Raw genomic sequence first — 19,480 nt, forward strand, 5'->3', positions numbered from 1 at the left:
AGACCGCCATGATGAGCCAGGAGCAGAACGACCTGATCACCCGCACCGGGCCGAAAGATCCGTGCGGCAGACTGATGCGGAGCTACTGGCAGCCGGCGGCGCTGGTCGACGAGCTTGAGGGCGCGCGGCCGATCCGTCCCGTCAAGCTGCTCGGCGAAAACCTGGTGCTGTTTCGCGACGAGAGCGGACGCTACGGCCTGATCGATCGCCATTGCGCCCATCGCGGCGCCGACCTCGCCTTCGGACGGCTCGAGCATGGCGGCCTGCGCTGTGCCTTCCACGGCTGGCTGTTCGACGCCACCGGCCAGTGCATCGAGACGCCGGCCGAGCCGAAGGACTCGAAGCTGTGCCAGAACATCCGCCAGCGCTCCTATCCCGTGGTCGAGAAGAGCGGCATCCTTTGGGCCTATCTCGGCGAAGGCGAGCCGCCGGCATTTCCGGAGATCGACTGCTTCGTGGCGCCTGATACTCACACCTTCGCGTTCAAGGGCCACATGGCCTGCAACTGGCTCCAGGCGCTCGAGGTCGGCATCGATCCCGCGCACGCCTCCTATCTGCATCGCTTCTTCGAGGACGAGGACACCTCGACCGCCTACGGCAAGCAGTTCCGCGGCGCCTCCGCCGGAAGCGACCTGCCGATGACGAAGATCCTGCGCGAATACGATCGTCCGATCATCAATGTCGAGCACACCGAATACGGCCTGCGCCTGATTGCGCTGCGCGAGATCGACGAGGAGCGCACCCATGTGCGCGTCACCAACCAGCTCTTTCCGCACGGCTTCGTCATCCCCATGAGCACGGAGATGACGATCACGCAGTGGCACGTGCCGGTCGACGACGAGAACTGCTACTGGTACGCGATCTTCACCAGCTATTCGAACCCCGTCGACAAGCAGAAGATGCGCGACCAGCGGCTGGAGCTCTATGAGCTGCCCGATTACAAGTCCCGCAAGAACAAAGCCAACGACTACGGCTTCGATCCGCACGAGCAGCAGACCGCGACCTATACCGGCATGGGCACCGACATCAACGTCCATGACCAATGGGCGGTGGAATCGATGGGCGCGATCCAGGACCGCACCAAGGAACATCTCGGCCAATCCGACAAGGCGATCGTGCAATATCGCCGCCTGCTGCGACAGGAGATCGAGAAGGTCCAGGGCGGCGAGAAGCCGATGCTGTTTCTGGACGAGGCCAACGCGCGCAGCATCCAGGGCCCGGCCACCATGGACGGCATCGGCCCGACGCGCGGCTGGGAAACCTATTGGATGGAAGTCGACGTCAAGCGCCGCCGCGGCGCGCCGTGGACGGCGCCGGTGCCGAAGGAGATCGCTGACAACGTACACCGGCTGACGGCGGCGGAGTGACGATGCCGATCGCCGCCGGCGGGCCGCGACGGCGGCTCCACATTCTCCGCCGTCATGCCCCGCGAAGGCGGGGCATCCAGTACGCCGCGGCCTCTCGTGGATACGTTGCCGTCTCTGGAATACTGGATCGTCCGCCTTCGCGGACGATGACAGTGTGCGCTATTCTCTCATCGAGCGAGAAGGAACTAGCAAAGTGACTTTCGTCGCGCGTCATGGGCTGTGGTCGGATGAGCAGAAGGACGCAGCCCAGCGCATGCGCCGTCTCGTCGAGGACAAGAACCTCGAAGTCGTCCGCCTCGCCTTCCCGGACCAGCACGGCATCCTGCGCGGCAAGACCATCATCGCCACCGAGGCGATCGCTTCGCTGGAGAGCGGCTGCTCGATCACCACCACCATGCTCGCCAAGGACACCTCGCACCGCACGGTGTTCCCGGTGTTCACCGCGGGCGGCGGCTTCGGCATGAAGGAGATGGAGGGCGCAGCCGACGTGCTGATGGTCGCCGACCCCACCACGTTTCGCGTGCTGCCGTGGGCGCCGGCGACGGGCTGGGTGCTGTGCGATCTCTATTTTGGCGATGGCCGCCCGGTGCCGTTCGCGACGCGCAACCTTTACCGGCGCGTGCTCGATGAGCTCGGCGGGCGTGGCCTCGATTTCGTCGCGGGGCTCGAGGTCGAGTTCCACATCTTCAAGCTCGACGATCCGCATATGCGCGCGGAGGACGCAGGCCAGCCCGGCACGCCGCCCTCGGTGAGCCTCCTCAGTCACGGCTATCAATATCTGACCGAGCAGCGGTTCGATCAGATGGAGCCGGTGCTGGAGATCTTGCGCCGCGACATCGTCGCACTGGGGCTGCCCTTGCGCTCCGTCGAGGTCGAGTTTGGGCCGAGCCAATGCGAGTTCACCTTCGCGCCGAAGAAGGGCCTGGAGCCCGCCGACAACATGGTGCTGTTTCGCAGCGCCGTGAAGCAGATTGCGCGCCGCCACGGCTACCACGCCACCTTCATGTGCCGGCCAAAACTGCCGAACGTGTTCGCGAGCGGCTGGCACCTGCACCAGTCGATCGTCTCGCGCGCGAGCGGCGAAAACCTGTTCATGGCCAAAGAGGGCGGCGAGCCGCTCAGCTCGTTCGGCAAGTCATACCTCGCCGGCCTGCTCGACCACGCCCGCGCTTCGACCGTGTTCACGACGCCGACCATCAACGGCTACAAGCGCTACCGCTCCTATTCGCTGGCACCGGATCGCGCGATCTGGGGCCGCGACAATCGCGGCGTGATGCTCCGTGTGCTTGGCAGCGCCAATGATGCCGCCACACGCCTGGAGAACCGCATCGGCGAGCCCGCCGCCAATCCCTATCTCTACATGGCCTCGCAAATTCTCTCGGGCCTCGATGGCGTCGACCGCAAGCTCGACCCCGGCCCGTCAGCGGATACGCCCTACGAGACCAAGGCGCCGCTGCTGCCGAAATCGCTGCGCGATGCAGTCTCTGCGCTCAAGGACGATCCGTTCTTCCGCGAGAAGCTCGGGGCCGAGTTCGTCGACTACTACACCCACATCAAGAACGCCGAGATCGACCGCTTCCTCGCAGAGGTGACCGACTGGGAGCACCGCGAATATTTCGAGGTGTTTTGAGGCGCCTCGTCAGGACGCCCTTGGCCTCTGCCTGAGGTAGAGATAGGTCGGCACCAGCCCAAGCGCGACGATCGCGACCATCACCCACCATCCGCGCTGGAACGCCACGAGGCGCTCCGGCAGGGATGAAGGCGAGCCGATGATGGCAACGAAGATCGCAACACCGATCGCGAGCGAGGCCTGGCGGATCATGTTGATCACGCCCGAGCCGGTCGCGAACGACGACGGCGGCAGGCCCGCGGCGCTGACGCCCATCAGGGTCGGGAACGTCAAGCCGACGCCGATGCCGGTCGGAATCATGCCCAGGATCACGAAGGCCGGATGCGGCTCGGGGCCGATCAGGCTCGCCCAGGCAACCAGACCGGCAGCGAACGCCACGATACCGGCCGTGACGACGGGCGCAGCACCGAAGCGCGCGATCAATCGCCCGGCGACCAGCAGCGACGTGATCGGCACCAGTAGCGGCCCCGGCGCGATCGCGAGCCCGGTCTGCAACGCAGACCATCCCCACGCCGTCTGCTCCCACAGCGCGACCGACAGCAGCATGGCGCCGAAGGCAGCCGAGTACGGCGCCATCACCAGGGCAGCGCCAGTGAATTGGCGGATGCGAAACAGCGCCGGATCGACGAAGGGATTTTTCAGGCGAAGGCAACGCCAGACAAACAATGCAAGCAGGATCGCCGCGGCCGCAAAGCTGTAGCCGATGGCAGGTGCGCGCAGGCCCCAGTCGCTGACCTTGACGATGGCGAAGGTCAGCGCGCCGATGCCGCCGGTCACCAGCACCGCATCGAAGAATTTGGGACGAGGCGCATCATGGCCCTCGATCTCCGGCAGTTTCCACCAGCCGATCACCATGGCGATAAGGCCGATCGGGACATTGACGAAGAAGATCCAGCGCCAGTTGACGGCGACGAGCACGCCGCCAACGACGGGCCCAAGCGCGGCGGCAAGGCCGCCGATCGCCGTCCAGGTCCGCACCGCACCGCCGCGCTTCTCCGGCGCGAACACCGCCAGCAGCAGGCCGAGCGAAGTCGGCGTCATCAACGCGGCGCCCGCGGCCTGCACAATGCGAAACGCGGTCAGCATCTCGACATTGCTGGCGGCGGCGCAGGCGGCCGATGCCACCGTGAAGAGGCCGACGCCGAGCAGGAAGCTGAGATTCCGGCGGTGGCGCTCGGCCAGCCGACCGAAGAACACGAGCAGCGCCGCGTAGGCGATGGCGTAGCCGTTCAGGACCCACGACATGTCGTCGAGGGAAGCGTCCTTGAAATCCTGCCCGATGCTCGGGAGCGCGACGTTGACGATGAAGAGGTCGAGATTGGCAAGGCAGATGCCGACACAGACGATCGCCAGCACCGTGTTCGGCGACGCCGGCGGACGGGGAGGCTTGGGCCGCAGCGAGAGATCGTCAAGCGGCACAGCGCGAGCAAACGTCGCACGTTCGACATTGTTCATGGCTTATGCCTTTTCTGGCCGGTCGGCGATCAGCGATTGATCGCCGGCGATACCGGCGAGCACGTTCCGCAGCTCGGCAGCAGCCCGCTTGCCAAATCCGTTTTCGAATTTCTCCTGCGCCGCCAGCCAGAGCGGCCGTGCATCGGCAAGGCGCGAGCGCCCTGCCTGCGTCAGCTTCGCCAACCGGCTCCGGCGATCGGCCTCGTCACGCTCGAGCGTGACCAGACCGTCGCGCTGCAGCGGCCGCAGGTTCTGGCCGATGGTCGACTGGTCCATCACCAGCGCCTCGGCGAGGTCGCCGATCGAGGGTGGAGCATCGCCGCGGCGATGGATCTCGGTCAGAAGGGCATACTGCGTCGAACGAAGGCCCGAAGGCTCCAGCGCGGCGTCGTAGAACAGCGTCATGTGGCGCGATGCCTTGCGCAACGCCAGGCAATTGCAGCGGTTTCGTTCGACAACGGGCAGATCTTGCTCGGCCATCTCGCCTCCCAAATATCGGGATATCCCGGTATATGAGATGGATGGATATCCCGATATTATTCCGAGGTCAACCGGGGCGGGGTTTTTTGGGCTTGGCGGCTCGCGCCTCACACGCCTGTGAGGCGACTTCGTCAAGTTTGTTCCCACGACATCACGCCGGTCGCGGATGAAGCCATTTTCCTCAAGGCGCGAAAACGGCCGGAAAGACAAGGGGGATATTGTTGGCCTCCATGATCAACACTGGAGTTCGATCATGTTCGGTCAATTGTTCAGCCTGATTTATCGCCTGTCTTGCCGCACAACTCTGATCGAGATCGGCGTACACCGTCTCGCGCGTTAGCGATTGGCGGATTGAGCCTAGGTAAGACAGACTGACCAGATAACGGGGGCTTCCATGCGTAAGCTCATCCTGATAGTCGCGGCGATGTCGCTCCTTGCAACGCAAGCCTATGCCGGTGGTTCGCGCAGCCTCAGTCTCACGGCGACCAATGCGAGCCAGACCACAGACCAGACGGCCGCGGCAACGGCGCCGCAGGCTCCGACGGCAACGCCGCCGGCAAATGTTCAGACGGCGACCACCACACCCGCTTCAACTCCGCCAGCCACACCAACGCAGACCACGACGACGCCGGCCGCTCAGCCGGTTGCGGCGACGCCCAAGCCAAAGCACCGCGAACCGTCCACCGAGGCGCGCGTGATCCGCGAACTGCATCGGCACGGGATTTACTGGTAGGGGAGCGAAGCTCTTTCCTCCGACATTGCGAGCGAAGCGAAGCAATCCAGACTTTTTCCATGAAAGCAGTCTGGATTGCTTCGTCGCTGCGCTCCTCGCAATGACGGCGAGAGAGCGAAGGCTAAATCCCCAAATACTTATGCTGCAGATCCGGCTCGGCCATCAGCTCGTTTGACGTGCCGCTCCACACCGTCTTGCCGCGCTCGATGATGTAGTGGCGGTCGCAGATGCGGGCGAGGTGGTCGACATTCTTGTCGACGACCAGGATCGACTGGCCGCGGCTCTTGAGCAGCGACAGGCAGTTCCAGATCTCTTCGCGGATCAGCGGCGCGAGGCCTTCGGTCGCTTCATCGAGGATCAGCAGCTTGGGATTGGTCATCAGCGCGCGGCCGATCGCGAGCATCTGCTGCTCGCCGCCGGAGAGCTGGTTGCCCATGTTGGCGGCGCGCTCGGCAAGGCGCGGGAACATCACGTAGATCGCGGCCAACGTCCAGGGATTGGCGCTATCGAAGCGGTCGGCGGCGGCGGCGACCAGGTTTTCGCGCACGGTGAGGTTCGGGAAGATCTGGCGTCCTTCCGGGACGAGGCCGACGCCGAGTTTTGCGATCCGATACGACGGAAGCTGCCGCACTTCGGCGCCTGCAAATCGGATCGCGCCAGCGCGCGCGGGCGTCAGGCCCATGATGGAACGGATGGTGGTGGTCTTGCCCATGCCGTTGCGACCCATCAGCGAGACCATCTCGCCTGATTTGACCGACAGCGACAGGCCGAACAGCACCTGCGAAAGGCCGTAGCAGGTCTCGATGCCGTCGACGTCGAGCAAGGTGTCAGCCATGGTGCGTCACCACATGCTGGTCGCCGAGATAGGCGCGCTTGACCTCGTCATTGGCGCGGATCGCGGCCGGATCGCCGGAAGCAATGACGCGACCATAGACCAGCACCGAGATGCGGTCGGCCAGCGCGAACACCGCCGGCATGTCGTGCTCGACCAGCACGATCGACACCTCTTTGCGCAACTCCTGAAGGAGCTTCACCATGCGCTGGGATTCGGTGGCGCCAAGGCCTGCCATCGGCTCATCCAGCAGCAACAGCTTCGGCTTGCTGGCGAGCGCGACGGCAAGCTCGAGCTCGCGGCGCTCGCCATGGCTGAGCCTGTTCACCACGACATCGGCGCGATGGCCGAGCCCGACGCGATCGAGTGCCGCATGCGCGGCATCGCGCAAGCCCCTCTCCTTGCGCGCATTGGCGAAGAAGCGAAACGAGGTGCCGGCATGCGCCTGCGCCGCCAGGGCGACATTGTCGGCGGCGGTGACGTCGAGCAGCAGCGAGGTGATCTGAAACGAGCGTGCGAGGCCCAGCGCGCAGCGGCGATAGGCCGGCAGATATGTGATATCGCGCCCCGCCAGCGAGACGCTGCCGGAATGCGGCTCGAGATGGCCGGTGAGCTGGCTGATCAGCGTGGTCTTGCCGGCGCCGTTCGGGCCGATGATGGCGTGCAGCTCGCCGGCCGAAACGTCGAGCGAGACGTTGTCCGTGGCAGTGATGCCGCCGAAGCGGCGCACCAGCTTCTCGACGCGGAGCAGGGGTTCAGCCACGGCCAGCCCTCCCCAGCATGCCCATGATGCCGCCGCGGCCGAACAGCACGATCAGCAGCAGCAGCGGCCCCATGATCAGCGCCCAATATTCGGTGATCTGCGACAGGAATTCTTCCAGCAGCAAAAACACCACCGCGCCCATGACAGGGCCGAACAGCGTGCCCATGCCCCCTAGGATCACCATCACCATGAGGTCGCCGGAGCGGGTCCAGTACATCACGGCCGGGCTGACGAAATCGGTGTTGTTGGCGAGCAGCGCGCCGGCCAGGCCGCACATCGTGCCTGAGATGACGAAGCAGACCAGCTGGTAGCGTTTGGCGGGAAAGCCGATCGCCTGCATGCGCTGCTCGTTGGAGCGCAGGCCCTGCACGACGAGGCCGAAGCGCGAATTGACGATACGCCAGATCAGGAAGATCACCGCGAACAGGCAGGCGAGGCAGAGATAATAGAACTGCGTGCGGTCCGACAGGTTGATCAGCCCGGAGAAGTCGCTGCGCTTGTAGACGGTGAGGCCGTCATCGCCGCCGTAGCGGGCGAGGCCCGAGGCGACGTAATAGGCCATCTGCGCGAAGGCGAGCGTGATCATGATGAAATAGACGCCGCGCGTGCGCAAAGAGAGCGCGCCGATCACGAGCGCGTAGATCGCAGACGCGGCCAGCGCGACGGGAAACTGGATGAAGCCGGAGCCCACGCCTTCCTGCGCGAGCATCCCGACGGCGTAGCCGCCAATGCCGAGATAGGCGGCATGGCCAAAGCTCATCATGCCGCCAAAGCCCATGATGAGGTTGAGGCTCGCGGCCGCCAGCGCCAGGATGACGATGCGGGTGAACAGCGTCAGGATGAAGATGTTGCCGGACAGATACGAATAGAGCGGCAGCAGCACGAGGCCTGCCAGCATCAGGGCCGTGACGGCCTTGCTCACAGTGAAAGCCTTCATCGACGGTTGGCCGGGAACAGCCCCTCCGGCCGCACCACCAGCACGATCGCCATCAAGAGATAGATCAGCATGGACGACAGCGCGGGTGCGGCCGTGGAGGCGGCGGCGCCGCTCAGCACCTGCCGGAGCAAATTGGGCAGGAAGGCGCGGCCGAGCGTGTCGATCATGCCGACGAAGATCGCGGCGAGAAACGCACCGCGGATCGAGCCGATGCCGCCGATCACGATGATGACGAAGGCGAGGATCAAAATGTTCTCGCCCATGCCGATCTGCACGGTGAGGATCGGCGCCTGCATCAGGCCGGCAAGACCGGCGAGCGCGGCACCTAAGCCGAACACCAGCGTGTAGAGCAGCTTGATGTTGATGCCGAGCGCGCCGATCATTTCGCGGTTGGAGGCACCGGCGCGGATCAGCATGCCGATGCGCGTGCGCATCACGCCGAGATAGAGCAGCAGCGCCACCAGCAGCGCCACGATGATGATGGCGAGACGATAGGCAGGATAATGAATGCCGGGCAGGATCGGCACCGGCACGGTGAGCCAGGCCGGCAGCGGCAGCGCGAGGCCCGCCGGTCCCCAGATCAGCCGCACCGCTTCATTGAAGAACAGGATCAGGCCGAAGGTCGCGAGCACGTGGTCGAGATGATCTCGCCCGTAGAGATGCCGCAGCGCCGTCACCTCCAGCACGATGCCGAGCACCAGCGTCGCCCCGAGCGCCATCAGCGCGCCGAGCAGGAAGCTGCCGGTCCACGCCGCGAATGTCGCGGCGAAATAGGCGCCCATCATGTAGAGCGAGCCGTGCGCAAGGTTGACGAGATCCATGATCCCGAACACCAGCGTCAGGCCGGCGGCGAGCAGGAACAGCAGCAGGCCGAACTGCAATCCGTTCAAGAACTGTTCGACGACGAGCAGCATCAAGACTCTTTCAAGCGCACGCGATATCGCGCCGATGTTCGAACACAGTCGCCATCAGTGAAAGAGCTCCCCCTGCCTCTTCAAGGCGGAAAAATGGGTAATGGCAGTATCGTTCCGAGGCAAGAGCGATTCGACACCCAACATGCACTTTGTTGCATGCCGATGCATGCGATCGAATGCTGCCTTGCAAGAAGGCTGCCGCACAGCATGGGTCAACCTGCCGCACCCAAACGATCGCCCTCCCCCGTTGCCGGGAGAGGGCGTGTGCTTCGTCGGAATGTAAGGCGATGCGCCTAGTGCGACGTCATCTGCTGGGGAAGATCATCCGGTTCGGCGAGCACGCTGTTGGCCGTCGAAGCCTCCAGCGCCGCCATCCGGAACAGATAGGCGAGCGTCGCCAATCCGGAATCGTCCGCCATCTGCGCCAGCTCGAGCGCCATGTCCGACATGTAGCCGAGATTCTCGTCCTTGGTCTGCGCCATGATCTGGCTGTCCCGCATCATGTTCGACATCTCAGGCGCTCTTTCGTTGCGCGGCAGCGAGGCCGCAAAGGTTGGCACGGGCGATGCAGTCGATCCGCGGACCGTCCTGGCGCACGACATTCTTCATCCCGATCCGCTCGCGCACGACATCGAGCGATTCCTGACGAACCTCGATGGTCGCCGCCATGGTCCAGGAATCCTCGATCAGCGCCGGCAATCCCAGCGGGGTGACGACGAAGCCGATGTCGTGGAAGCGCGGCAGCCACCAGGTCTCCATGACGAGACAGAGCCGCTCGATCCCCTGATCGAGACAGAACTCCTGCGCCGCCGCCATCAATTGCAGATTGAGCGCGCCGTCGCGGCGCTCGCGCGCCACGAAGAAGCGCGACCACTCCCATACCAGCGGGTCCGCGGGGCATCCCCGCACCGCGGCCAGATGCGGGAAGACCTCGCTCATCATGGTCGGCTTGGTAGTGGGGTACAGGCGATAGCCGCCGAGCACGCGACGGTTCTCGAGCGACAGCAGGTAGATCGAATCGTCATTGTCGTAGGCGTCGATCTCGCGGCCGTCGGGCTTGCGCAGCGCCTCCCATTTCCGCTCCTCGACAAAAATCTCGTGACGGAGCCTGAAATGCTGTTCGAGGACATCCTCGTAAAGGTGCCGGTTTACGGCAGAGATTACATGAATCATGGACTCCCCCATGGCTTGAAAGAATGGGGGAATCCTCATGGAAAACGCCGGGAGCGACTATTGGGAAATTTCCCAGTACGCGCCGATTTCAGGGCGTGATGATTCTTTGCCGGATCGCGAGCGCAACCGCGTGCGTGCGGTTGACGGCACCGAGCTTGCGCGCAGCAGTTGCAAGATGCTCTTCGGCGGTGCGCTGCGTGATGTGCAGGATCTCGCCGATTTCCCAGGCCGACTTGCCCTGCGAGGCCCAGGCGAGCACCTCGCGCTCGCGTGGGGTGAGGCGCGCCGACGGATGCGGCGCCGGCGCGAGCAGGCGGCGGATGTGGTCGAAGCCGTACATCGCGATCAGGTGCAGCGCCGGCTTGCTGCGAGCGTTGAGATCGAGGTGGACACCGCCGAGTGAGACGCCCGCTTCATAACCGGTCAAGCCATGGATCGGCACCACGAACCCCCGCGACATGCGGAAGTCGGCAGCCCGACGCATCACTTCCGCAGCGCCTGGCTCGAACTCCGCATCATAGGGAGCTTCCGACCATTCGAAGGGATTCACCGTCTGCCGGCACTTGCGGATCACGGGATCGACGCGGTCGTAGCTTTTTTCGGTGTAGAGGCTGAACCACTCCGCCGGCCAGCGCTTGGCAAGCACCATCTGGGCGAAGCGCTGATCGGGATTCGGCAAACCGGTGACGATGATGTGCTCGAAACCGTACCGGCTGAACGCGGTGGCAAGCGCGTCCATGGTGTCCGGAACCCTGGTATGGGCTCCCAGACCCTCGATGAAATCGAGCGCTTCCCGGCCATAATCTACGGCGGACATCGGTGCGTTTCCTGAGCCTCGACGTCCGCTATAGCACGTATTTGGGGGCTCCCTCAATTCGCCGCTCCCGTAGTTTTGCGGTGCCCGCGCGCTCTGAACATTTAATCTACTTGTGGAAGAAGTGACGTCAAGATACACCTGCAAGCGTCCGAAGCGGGAAAACCACGATGGAAGACGAGGATATCGCCCTCAACAGCGTGCTCGGCCTGGAATTGAACCGCGTGTTTTTCGCCGTCCGTGAAACGGCAAACAAGCAGAAGATCATCGAGTTCGCGCGCGAGGTGCTGCAAAGCGAGCGCACCAAGCCGGCAGACACCGCCTCGCCCGAAGGCCCGGCGAGCTAGAACGCTGTTGCAGCAAGCGGCGCAGATGAAACAGATCGCGCGACGACGCCACCGTTCCATTTGAACGCGCAGATTTTAGTCGAAACACTCTGACCGCGAGGTTGGGCTTCCCTTCTCCCCTTGTGGGAGAAGGTGGCATAGGCGGCCTACGGCCGCCGTTCTTAAGAACGCCGAGGCAAAGCTTCGGCTATCGCGCCGGATGAGGGGTCTCCCTCCGCGAATCCAATTCCCATTTGAAGTCGCGGACAGAGACCCCTCACCCGTCTCGCCGCTACGCGGCGAGCCACCCTCTCCCACAAGGGGAGAGGGCAAGAGTAAGCCACTATCCGCTCACGTCGCCGGTCACTTGCCGCTGGCTGACATCACGGTTCTCGTGAGATGATCGCCGTCACGATCTCTATCGGATGCCAATCCTTCGGATGCCACGACCATGATGACGCTGCGCCAGGTTGAAGTGATCCGTGCCGTGATGGTGACGGGCACCATCGGCGGCGCGGCCAAGCTGCTCAACGTCTCGGCGCCGGGGATCAGCCGGCTCGTCAAATACACCGAGCGCTCGCTCGGCATCCGCTTCTTCCAGCGCCAGAACGGGCGCTATTTCCCGACGCCGGAAGCCGAGAACATTTTCGAGCAGATCAACGGCGTCTACAAGAAGGTCGACGATCTCTCCGAGATCATCTCCAAGATCGGCCGTGGCGGACTGTCTGAGCTGCGCATCGGCTCGGTGCCGAGCATCTCGCAGGTGATGGTGCCGCGCGCGATCGAGCGAGTCCGGCGCCGCTATCCCGATCTCGGCATCGACATCAACATCCTCAAGCTCGAGGAAGCCATCGACTATCTCCTGCTCGGGCGCGGCGAGTGCGTCGCGATGAGCTACCGTCTGGAGCATTCCGGGCTCGACTTCATGCCGCTCGCCTCGGGCGAGCTCTACTGCATCGTGCCGCCCGGCCACGAGCTGGCCGGCCGCAAGCAGGTCTCCGCCGCCGAGATCACCCGCTACCCGCTGATCGGCATCGATCCCAACGATCCTTACGGCCGGATCATGGCGGAGATGTTCGCGCGCCACCGGCTCGACTACAACATCACCATCCGCGCGCGCTTCGGCACCACGGTGTGTGCGCTGGTGAAGGCGGGCCTCGGCATCGCCATCATCGACCAGTTCACGGTGGCCCATGGCGGCTATCCCGGCATCGAGCTGTTGAAGATCACCGAGCCGACACGGTTCGACACCTATATCGCGGTCAAGCGCGGCGCGCCGCTGTCGCTGCATGTCGAATATTTCATCGAGTCCCTGCGCGCCGAAATGCGCGCCGTCGAACCGTCGCGCGGCAACGGCAAGGCCGTTCCGGCGCGCGGGCGCAGGAAATAACATTATGTTAGGTTTGCCCAATAAAAGGGTAATTGTGTTAGGCGGAGGAAAGGCTATCGTTGCGGCTGGAAGCCCCTTGGAATTGCGCGGGTTTCACCGCTAATGGCCGGGGACCTAACGCTCCCAACGAGACAGTAGCGAACCATGTCGAAGCGCAGATATTCCGCCAGCAAGAAGCTCCTCACCGGCCTGATCGGCGCGCCGATCGCGCATTCCGCATCCCCCGCCATGCATGAGCGCGCCGCCGAGGCGCTCGGCCTGCGAGGTCATTACCAGCTCATCGAGGTTGCCGGTGCCGATGCGACCGGCCTCAGCATGATGCTCGAGGGCGTGCGGCGGCTCGGCTTTGCCGGCGTCAACGTCACGTTTCCCTACAAGGAAGCGGTGGTCCCGCTGCTCGACGAGCTGGCCACGACCGCGGCCACCATGGCGGCCGTCAATACGGTCGTCGTCAAGGATGGCCGCCTGATCGGCCACAATACCGACACCACGGGCTTTGCGCGCGCCGTCAAGCCGCTGCTGGCGCCCACTGGAAATGCGGTGGCCGTCATCGGCACCGGCGGCGTCGGCAAGGCAATCGCCTTTGCGCTCGCAAGCCTGAAGGTCGCTGACCTGCGCATCTTCGACAGCGAGCCGGCGCGGGCCGAGAAACTCGCCGCGCTGCTGGCCAAGCATGGCGGCGCGCGGGTGGCCGGCAGCGTCGAGGACGCGCTGGACGGCGCAACCGGCCTCATCAACGGCACGCCGGTCGGCATGCTGCCGAACCGGGACACCCCGGTCGCGCCGGCGCTTCTGCGCAAAAACCTGTGGGTAGCCGACGCCGTCTATTCGCCGCTGATCACGCCGCTCCTTGCCGCAGCGCAAGAGAAGGGTGCCCGGATCATGACCGGGCGCGAGCTCGCGATCTACCAGGCCGCCGACGCCTTCGAACTGTTCACAGGCCTTGCCCCATCGACCGAAGTCATGGGAGAGGCTTTTGACGCCGTGATGGCCGCGCGCAGCGCCGCGTATCAGGCGGCTTGAAGCGAAGCGGCCGGACACAAGGCCGCTTGCAACATTGACTACGGGAGGAGAGGACGATGAGATCAACGCTACTGGTGGGCGCGCTGCTCACCGCAATCACGACGACGGGCGCGCTCGCCCAGGCCATCAAGCTCGCCGACGTCGCCGAGCTGTCGGGCGGCGGCGCCACCGTCGGCACCAATTGGAAGAACGGCATCGATCTCGCCATCGAGGAGATCAACGCCAAGGGCGGCGTGCTCGGCCGCAAGCTCGAGGTCAGCCATGCCGACTCGCAGTCCAACCCCGGCGTTGCCCGCGCCCAGGTGCAGAAGGCGCTCGATGCCGAGCCCTATGTGCTGCTCGGGCCCGGCTATTCCGGCTCGGTGAAGGTCACCGCGCCGCTCGCGGCCGAAGCCGGCATCGCGCAGATCATGGGTGGCGAAGCCGCCGAGCTGACGCAGGCTGGAAACAAGTTCCTGTTCCGGACCTCGTTCGGCCAGCAATCCTCGATGCCGAAGGTCGCAAAGTACATCCACGACGAGATGAAGGCGAAGTCGGTGGCGGTGGTCTGGGTCAACAATGATTTCGGCCGCGGCGGCCGCGACGTCGTCGTCAAGGAGCTCGACCGGCTCGGCTCCAAGGTGGTCGCCGACCTCTCGACCGAAGCAGGCCAAGCCGACTTCGCCGCCGACGTCGGCAAGATCAAGGCCGCCAATCCCGACGCTGTCTTCGTCTATCTCAACGAGGAAGAGAGCGCACGCATCCTCAAGGAGCTGAAGCGCCAGGGCGTCACCGCGCCGCTCATGGGCGAGACCACGCTGATTGGCCAGAAGGTGATCGAGCTCGCGGGCGATGCCGCCAACGGCGCGCGCGGCCATGTCGGCCTCACCACCGACGCGCCGGTCGACCTGATCAAGGCATTCCGCGAAAAGTTTTCGAAGAAGTACAACTACGTGCCCGATCATAACGGCCTGAAGGGCTATCTCGCCGTCTACATGGTGAAGGCCGCCACCGAGAAGATGGGCAAGGTCGATTCCAAGGCGTTCGCCGACACGCTGCATGGCCTGACCATCAAGGCCTCCGAGGAGCCCGGCATCCTGATGGACGTCACCTTCGATGCGAACGGCGACATCGATCGCCAGAGCTTTCTGGTCGAGGTGGTCGAAGGCAAGCAGGTCGTGAAGCAGGTGCTGCCGAAGGTGAAGTGAGGTCTCTCTTCCTCCCTCGCCCCGCTTTTCGCGGGGAGAGATCTTTCGTCTCCCTCTCCCCGCCCTTCGCGGGGAGAGGGCGGGGTGAGGGGCTGCTTCCGCGGCTACGGTGACAATCGAGTTCGCTGAGACAGCCCCTCACCCCAACCCTCTCCCCGTAAGAACGGGGAGAGGGAGAAGAAAGAGAACGGGGAGAGGGGAAGACAGGGCGAGGAACACGAGAGAGGAAGATGTCCAACCTATTCGATCTTCTGGTCGCAGGACTGGCCACCGGCGCTATCTACGCGCTGGTTGCGGTCGGCTTCACGCTGCTGTGGCAGACCTCGCAGACCATCAATTTCGCCCAAGGCGAGTTCGTGATGCTGCCGGCGTTCCTGATGCTGGCGGCGATGCATGCCGGCGCACCGTTCTGGCTCGCCATCATCCTCGGCATCCTGCTGTCGATGATCCTGCTGGGCCTTGCCTTCAAGATGCTGCTGGTCGATCCCATGATGCGTCACGGCGTGTTGCCGCTCGCAATCGCGACCATGGCGCTCGCCATCGGCATCAAGGAGGCCGTCAAGCAGTTCTTCAGCGCGGAGGCTTCGCCCTTCCCGTCGATCGTGCCGACCGGTGACATCGCCATCCTCGGTCACGCCGTCTCGCTGCAAAGCATCGGCGTCCTCGTCGTCGCTATCCTTGCCGTCCTCGGTCTGACGACGCTGCTCAACCGCACCTCGCTCGGCCACCAGATGCAGGCGGCGGCGCAGAACCCGACGGTCGCGCGCATCATCGGCGTCCCGGTCGAGCGCATGATCCTCTTGACCTTCCTGATCAACGCCTGCCTGGTTGCACTGGCCTCGCTGCTGATCACGCCGATTTATCTCGCAAAGTTCTCCTCAGGCGAGGTGCTGGGCCAGGCCGCCTTCATCGCCGCGATCGTCGGCGGCTTCAACCAGGTCCGCGGCGCGATCGCCGGCGGCCTCTTGATCGGCGTGCTCGACAATCTCGCGGCATCCTATGTCTCGACGCAGTACCGCGCGGCGGTGCCGCTGATCTTCCTGATCGTCGTCATCCTGTTCCGGCCGCAAGGACTGCTCGGCCGCGCCGAGGAGCGCACGGTATGAGCGGCTTCGCCAAGCCCCTGAAGATCGCGCTCGGCCTCATCGTCATCGCCGGCCTCATCGTCGTCCCCATGAACTTCAACCGCTATGGCCTGTTCATCCTGAGCCAGTGGGCGGTGATGACCATCGCCGCGATGGGCCTCAACCTCACGCTCGGCTATGCTGGCCAGGTCTCGCTCGCGCAGGGCGCCTTTGTCGGCATCGGCGCCTATGCTGCGGCGATCATGACGACCCACGGCTGGCCGTTGCCGGCCGCGATCCTGGTCGCGATTGCCTTGAGCTTCGCGGTCGGCTGGGTGCTCGGCTATCCCGCGCTGCGCGTGCAGCACCACTACCTCGCCTTCGTCACGCTGGCCTTCTCGACGCTGGCTTTCCTCGTGTTCCGCAACGAGAGCTGGCTCACCGGCGGCATCTACGGCATCTCCAACATCCCGCGCCCGCATGTCTTCGGCATTGCCACCAACAAGCCGCTGCCGTTCTACTATGTCTGCCTCGGCTCGCTCGCGATCGTCTCGCTGGCGGTATGGTGGCTAATCCGCTCGCCCTGGGGCCGCGCCTTCATGGCGCTGCGCGAGAATCCCTTGCGCGCGCAATCGCTCGGCATCGACACACGGCGCTACACGCTGATGGCGTTCGCGATCGGCTCGGCGCTAGGCGGCGTCGCCGGTGCGCTCTATGCACCGCTGACGCAATATATCGATCCTGTTCCCTTCAACCTGTCGCTCTCGCTCGATCTGTTGATGATGGTGATCGTCGGCGGTGCCGGCTTCTATTTCGGCCCGTTCCTAGGGGCGATGATCGCGGTGCTGCTGCCGGAATGGCTGCGCTTCACCGAAGGCTACTATCTGATGCTCTACGCGGTCGCGGTAATGCTGCTGCTGATCTGGTCGCCGACCGGCATTCTGGGAATCCTCGATCGCTACATGGCCGCGCGGCGCACCAAGGCGGCTTCCGCGCTGCGCGCCGTCGCCAAATCGCGCCTGGAGACGGTGCAATGAGCGCGGTCCTCGAAGTCACTGACATCAAGAAGAACTTTGGCGGCATCAGCGCCGTCGACGGCGTCTCCTTCGACGTGCGCGAAGGCGAGATCCTCGGCCTGATCGGCCCGAACGGCTGCGGCAAGTCCACGCTGTTCAACTGCATCCTCGGCCAGCTCACGCCGTCGGGTGGCGAGGTGAAGCTCGACGGCAAGACCGTCACGGGCCTCCGTCCTTCCGAGCTCAACAAGTTAGGGGTCAGCCGAACCTTCCAGCTCTTGCAGGTGTTCCCAAAACTTTCGGTGCGCGAGAACCTGATCCTCGCCGGGCAGGAGCACCAGGGCAACATGGCCTCGCGCCTGGTCGGCCGCTCCGATGCCGGGCTGACTGACGCCGCCAACCAGATGATCGGCTTCTTCAAGCTCGACCATCTCGCCGACGAGCCCGCAGGCGGCCTCTCCTATGGCCAGCAAAAGCTGCTCGACGCCGCCATGGCTTTCATGGGCGGGCCCCGCCTCGTGCTGCTCGACGAGCCCGCAGGCGGTGTCAACCCGTCGATGCTGGCGGACCTTAAGGACCGCCTGGTCGCGATCAACCGCGAGAAGAACGCGACCTTCGTCGTGATCGAGCACAACATGGAGTTCGTGATGTCGCTGTGCTCGCGCGTGATGGTGATGGCGGAAGGCAAGGTGCTGGCGATGGGACGGCCCGACGAGGTGCGGAGAAATCCCGCCGTGATCGAAGCCTATCTCGGACATTGAGGACCAGACCATGAGCGACCCGATCCTCTCGGTTCACAATCTCGTCGGCGGCTACGGCAAGATGACCATCCTGAACGGCACGAGCTTCGCCGTGCCGCAGGCGACCATCACCACCATCATCGGCCCGAACGGCGCCGGCAAGTCGACGGTGTTCAAGGCGATCTTCGGCCTTCTGAAGCTGCGCGAAGGCAAGATCAGCTTCGCCGGCCGCGACGTCACCAATCTGAGCCAGCGCGCGCTGCTCAATGCCGGCATCTGCTATGTGCCGCAGGGCCGCAACATCTTTCCCGAGCTGTCGGTGCGCCACAACATCGAGCTCGGCGGCGTCGCCGCCGGGAAGGGCCTCGACCTGCCGATGCGGATCGAGGCCGCACTCGACCTGTTTCCCGCGCTGCGCCGCAAGTCGGCGCAACAGGCCTCGACGCTCTCCGGCGGCGAGCAGAAGCAGCTCGAGATCGCCCGCTCGCTGCTGCTCGATCCAAAGCTGGTGCTGATCGACGAACCCTCGATCGGCCTGTCGCCGCTGATGGTGCAGCAGACCTTCGACATCCTCAAAGGCCTGCGTGACCGCGGCGTCACCATCCTGATGATCGAGCAGAACGCGCGCTCGGCGCTCGAGATCTCCGACATCGGCATCGTGCTCGAGCTCGGCCAGACCCGCATGGTCGACAAGGCCGACCGCATCCTGAACGATCCGCGCATCGGCCAGCTCTTTCTCGGCGGCGCCATGGAGGAGAGTGCGGCATGAGCGCGCAAATGCGCATTGCGGTCGCCGGCGCCGGTCTGATCGGCCGCCGCCACATCGAATTGATCGCGGCATCAAAGGACTGCACGCTCGCGGCGATTGCCGCCCCCTCGCCTGCCGCGAAGGACTATGCGCGGTCGCATGGCGTGCCCTGGCATGCGGATCATCGCGCGCTGCTGGAGCAGGTCAAGCCCGACGGCCTGATCATCGCCTCGCCCAACACGTTGCACCTGCCGATGGCCATCGACTGCGCCGAGGCCGGCGTCCCTGCATTGATCGAAAAGCCGGTGACAGAGACCGTTGCCACCGCGCAGCGGCTGTGCGCGGCGATCAAGCGGACCGGCGTGTCGATGCTGGTCGGCCATCACCGCCGGCACAATCCCATCATCAAGGCCGCGCGCGAAGCCGTGACGACCGGCAAGCTCGGCCAGCTCACTGCCGTGGTCGGGCTCTGGCTGCTCAAAAAGCCTGACGATTATTTCGACGTGGCGTGGCGGCGCGAGGCGGGCGGCGGCCCGCTGCTGATCAACCTCATCCATGATATCGACAACCTCCGCTTCATCTGCGGCGAGATCACTGAGGTGCAGGCGCTGACCTCGAACAAGATGCGCGGCTTCGCCGTCGAGGACACCGCGGCGCTGCTGCTGCGTTTTGCGAGCGGCGCGCTGGGAACGGTGACCGTGTCGGATGCGACGCCGGCGCCGTGGAGCTGGGAGCTCTCCTCGGGCGAGAACGCTGCATACCCCAAGCAGGACCAGCCCTGCTACATCTTCTCCGGCACCAGCGGTTCGCTGTCCGTGCCGAATATGGAGCTGTGGTCATACGCACATCAGCGCGGCTGGTACGCGCCGCTGTCGCGTAAGACCGTTG

20 protein-coding genes and 1 pseudogene are annotated in these 19,480 nt (G+C 64.6%); 12 read left to right on the forward strand and 9 right to left on the reverse strand.

Going from position 1 to position 19,480, the window contains the following annotated elements; all coding sequences use genetic code 11:
• The first annotated feature begins 8 nt into the window (after window positions 1–8).
• Together AAFG16_RS45275 and AAFG16_RS45280 are read left to right on the forward strand one after the other, a co-directional pair.
• Window positions 9–1,367: an aromatic ring-hydroxylating dioxygenase subunit alpha gene (locus tag AAFG16_RS45275; protein WP_283082624.1), complete on the forward strand. Its 1,359-nt coding sequence runs from the start codon at window positions 9–11 to the stop codon at window positions 1,365–1,367.
• A 193-nt stretch (window positions 1,368–1,560) separates the two neighbouring features.
• The gene (locus tag AAFG16_RS45280; RefSeq protein WP_342735684.1) at window positions 1,561–2,997 is read left to right on the forward strand and encodes a glutamine synthetase family protein; all 1,437 of its coding nucleotides are present in this window, start codon (window positions 1,561–1,563) and stop codon (window positions 2,995–2,997) included.
• Window positions 2,998–3,006: 9 nt separating this feature from the next.
• Here AAFG16_RS45280 and AAFG16_RS45285 read toward each other — a convergent pair whose 3' ends face one another.
• On the reverse strand, window positions 3,007–4,452 hold the full coding sequence (locus AAFG16_RS45285; RefSeq protein ID WP_342735686.1) for an MFS transporter: 1,446 nt from the start codon (window positions 4,450–4,452) through the stop codon (window positions 3,007–3,009).
• Between the two features lie 3 nt (window positions 4,453–4,455).
• Entirely contained in the window at window positions 4,456–4,932 is a 477-nt protein-coding gene (locus AAFG16_RS45290; RefSeq protein ID WP_342735688.1) for a MarR family winged helix-turn-helix transcriptional regulator, read from the reverse strand.
• Between the two features lie 394 nt (window positions 4,933–5,326).
• Between AAFG16_RS45290 and AAFG16_RS45295 the strand changes: the two genes are divergently transcribed.
• Entirely contained in the window at window positions 5,327–5,665 is a 339-nt protein-coding gene (locus AAFG16_RS45295; protein ID WP_342735690.1) for a hypothetical protein, read from the forward strand.
• Window positions 5,666–5,786: 121 nt separating this feature from the next.
• On the opposite strand, the gene AAFG16_RS45300 is transcribed toward AAFG16_RS45295, so the two are convergent.
• The 7 genes from AAFG16_RS45300 to AAFG16_RS45330 all read right to left on the reverse strand — a co-directional run bounded on the left by AAFG16_RS45300 (window position 5,787) and on the right by AAFG16_RS45330 (window position 11,101).
• The gene (locus AAFG16_RS45300) at window positions 5,787–6,500 is read right to left on the reverse strand and encodes an ABC transporter ATP-binding protein (RefSeq protein WP_342735692.1); all 714 of its coding nucleotides are present in this window, start codon (window positions 6,498–6,500) and stop codon (window positions 5,787–5,789) included.
• Window positions 6,493–7,260: an ABC transporter ATP-binding protein gene (locus tag AAFG16_RS45305; protein ID WP_342735694.1), complete on the reverse strand. Its 768-nt coding sequence runs from the start codon at window positions 7,258–7,260 to the stop codon at window positions 6,493–6,495. Before AAFG16_RS45305 ends, AAFG16_RS45300 begins: the two co-directional genes overlap by 8 nt.
• Window positions 7,253–8,197 carry a branched-chain amino acid ABC transporter permease gene (locus AAFG16_RS45310; RefSeq protein ID WP_283082631.1) on the reverse strand — a complete coding sequence of 315 codons (945 nt, stop codon included), beginning with the start codon at window positions 8,195–8,197 and terminating at the stop codon, window positions 7,253–7,255. The genes AAFG16_RS45305 and AAFG16_RS45310 overlap by 8 nt, the downstream gene beginning before the upstream one ends.
• Window positions 8,194–9,111, reverse strand: a complete 918-nt coding sequence (locus tag AAFG16_RS45315) for a branched-chain amino acid ABC transporter permease (RefSeq protein WP_283082632.1) — start codon at window positions 9,109–9,111, stop codon at window positions 8,194–8,196. The genes AAFG16_RS45310 and AAFG16_RS45315 overlap by 4 nt, the downstream gene beginning before the upstream one ends.
• Window positions 9,112–9,404: 293 nt before the next feature.
• Window positions 9,405–9,623: a hypothetical protein gene (locus tag AAFG16_RS45320; protein WP_092212087.1), complete on the reverse strand. Its 219-nt coding sequence runs from the start codon at window positions 9,621–9,623 to the stop codon at window positions 9,405–9,407.
• Window position 9,624: 1 nt separating this feature from the next.
• Window positions 9,625–10,284, reverse strand: a complete 660-nt coding sequence (locus AAFG16_RS45325; RefSeq protein ID WP_342735699.1) for an acyl-homoserine-lactone synthase — start codon at window positions 10,282–10,284, stop codon at window positions 9,625–9,627.
• A gap of 88 nt (window positions 10,285–10,372) precedes the next feature.
• On the reverse strand, window positions 10,373–11,101 hold the full coding sequence (locus tag AAFG16_RS45330; protein WP_342735701.1) for a LuxR family transcriptional regulator: 729 nt from the start codon (window positions 11,099–11,101) through the stop codon (window positions 10,373–10,375).
• A 167-nt stretch (window positions 11,102–11,268) separates the two neighbouring features.
• Here AAFG16_RS45330 and AAFG16_RS45335 point away from each other — a divergent pair, with 167 nt between their 5' ends.
• From AAFG16_RS45335 to AAFG16_RS45375, 9 genes and pseudogenes are all read left to right on the forward strand, one after another.
• Window positions 11,269–11,445 carry a hypothetical protein gene (locus AAFG16_RS45335; protein WP_035730623.1) on the forward strand — a complete coding sequence of 59 codons (177 nt, stop codon included), beginning with the start codon at window positions 11,269–11,271 and terminating at the stop codon, window positions 11,443–11,445.
• 430 nt (window positions 11,446–11,875) lie between these two features.
• Window positions 11,876–12,814, forward strand: a complete 939-nt coding sequence (locus AAFG16_RS45340) for a LysR family transcriptional regulator (RefSeq protein WP_283082635.1) — start codon at window positions 11,876–11,878, stop codon at window positions 12,812–12,814.
• Between the two features lie 144 nt (window positions 12,815–12,958).
• A complete protein-coding gene (locus AAFG16_RS45345; protein ID WP_342735705.1) occupies window positions 12,959–13,837 on the forward strand; it encodes a shikimate dehydrogenase in 879 nt (292 codons plus the stop codon).
• 56 nt (window positions 13,838–13,893) lie between these two features.
• Window positions 13,894–15,024, forward strand: coding sequence for an ABC transporter substrate-binding protein (locus tag AAFG16_RS45350; protein ID WP_342735707.1), 1,131 nt, complete (start codon window positions 13,894–13,896; stop codon window positions 15,022–15,024).
• Window positions 15,025–15,254: 230 nt separating this feature from the next.
• Window positions 15,255–16,130 carry a branched-chain amino acid ABC transporter permease gene (locus AAFG16_RS45355; RefSeq protein WP_342735709.1) on the forward strand — a complete coding sequence of 292 codons (876 nt, stop codon included), beginning with the start codon at window positions 15,255–15,257 and terminating at the stop codon, window positions 16,128–16,130.
• Window positions 16,127–17,125: a branched-chain amino acid ABC transporter permease gene (locus AAFG16_RS45360; RefSeq protein ID WP_342735711.1), complete on the forward strand. Its 999-nt coding sequence runs from the start codon at window positions 16,127–16,129 to the stop codon at window positions 17,123–17,125. Before AAFG16_RS45355 ends, AAFG16_RS45360 begins: the two co-directional genes overlap by 4 nt.
• On the forward strand, window positions 17,122–17,865 hold the full coding sequence (locus tag AAFG16_RS45365) for an ABC transporter ATP-binding protein (protein WP_283082640.1): 744 nt from the start codon (window positions 17,122–17,124) through the stop codon (window positions 17,863–17,865). The genes AAFG16_RS45360 and AAFG16_RS45365 overlap by 4 nt, the downstream gene beginning before the upstream one ends.
• Before the next feature lie 10 nt (window positions 17,866–17,875).
• Window positions 17,876–18,613: an ABC transporter ATP-binding protein gene (locus AAFG16_RS45370; RefSeq protein ID WP_342735715.1), complete on the forward strand. Its 738-nt coding sequence runs from the start codon at window positions 17,876–17,878 to the stop codon at window positions 18,611–18,613.
• A gap of 8 nt (window positions 18,614–18,621) precedes the next feature.
• Window positions 18,622–19,404, forward strand: a pseudogene (locus tag AAFG16_RS45375) (Gfo/Idh/MocA family oxidoreductase); the annotation flags it as partial.
• Window positions 19,405–19,480: the final 76 nt, after the last annotated feature.

Source organism: Bradyrhizobium sp. B117, from assembly GCF_038969555.1.
Taxonomy (GTDB): domain Bacteria; phylum Pseudomonadota; class Alphaproteobacteria; order Rhizobiales; family Xanthobacteraceae; genus Bradyrhizobium.

Coding starts and splice junctions, on each gene's coding strand:
- AAFG16_RS45275 (WP_283082624.1), top strand. CDS start 9: ATGATGAGCCAGGAGCAGAACGACCTGATCACCCGCACCGGGCCGAAA.
- AAFG16_RS45330 (WP_342735701.1), bottom strand. CDS start 11,101: ATGTCCGCCGTAGATTATGGCCGGGAAGCGCTCGATTTCATCGAGGGT.
- AAFG16_RS45345 (WP_342735705.1), top strand. CDS start 12,959: ATGTCGAAGCGCAGATATTCCGCCAGCAAGAAGCTCCTCACCGGCCTG.
- AAFG16_RS45355 (WP_342735709.1), top strand. CDS start 15,255: ATGTCCAACCTATTCGATCTTCTGGTCGCAGGACTGGCCACCGGCGCT.
- AAFG16_RS45340 (WP_283082635.1), top strand. CDS start 11,876: ATGATGACGCTGCGCCAGGTTGAAGTGATCCGTGCCGTGATGGTGACG.
- AAFG16_RS45320 (WP_092212087.1), bottom strand. CDS start 9,623: ATGTCGAACATGATGCGGGACAGCCAGATCATGGCGCAGACCAAGGAC.
- AAFG16_RS45295 (WP_342735690.1), top strand. CDS start 5,327: ATGCGTAAGCTCATCCTGATAGTCGCGGCGATGTCGCTCCTTGCAACG.
- AAFG16_RS45300 (WP_342735692.1), bottom strand. CDS start 6,500: ATGGCTGACACCTTGCTCGACGTCGACGGCATCGAGACCTGCTACGGC.
- AAFG16_RS45310 (WP_283082631.1), bottom strand. CDS start 8,197: ATGAAGGCTTTCACTGTGAGCAAGGCCGTCACGGCCCTGATGCTGGCA.
- AAFG16_RS45315 (WP_283082632.1), bottom strand. CDS start 9,111: ATGCTGCTCGTCGTCGAACAGTTCTTGAACGGATTGCAGTTCGGCCTG.
- AAFG16_RS45325 (WP_342735699.1), bottom strand. CDS start 10,284: ATGATTCATGTAATCTCTGCCGTAAACCGGCACCTTTACGAGGATGTC.
- AAFG16_RS45335 (WP_035730623.1), top strand. CDS start 11,269: ATGGAAGACGAGGATATCGCCCTCAACAGCGTGCTCGGCCTGGAATTG.
- AAFG16_RS45360 (WP_342735711.1), top strand. CDS start 16,127: ATGAGCGGCTTCGCCAAGCCCCTGAAGATCGCGCTCGGCCTCATCGTC.
- AAFG16_RS45365 (WP_283082640.1), top strand. CDS start 17,122: ATGAGCGCGGTCCTCGAAGTCACTGACATCAAGAAGAACTTTGGCGGC.
- AAFG16_RS45290 (WP_342735688.1), bottom strand. CDS start 4,932: ATGGCCGAGCAAGATCTGCCCGTTGTCGAACGAAACCGCTGCAATTGC.
- AAFG16_RS45370 (WP_342735715.1), top strand. CDS start 17,876: ATGAGCGACCCGATCCTCTCGGTTCACAATCTCGTCGGCGGCTACGGC.
- AAFG16_RS45285 (WP_342735686.1), bottom strand. CDS start 4,452: ATGAACAATGTCGAACGTGCGACGTTTGCTCGCGCTGTGCCGCTTGAC.
- AAFG16_RS45350 (WP_342735707.1), top strand. CDS start 13,894: ATGAGATCAACGCTACTGGTGGGCGCGCTGCTCACCGCAATCACGACG.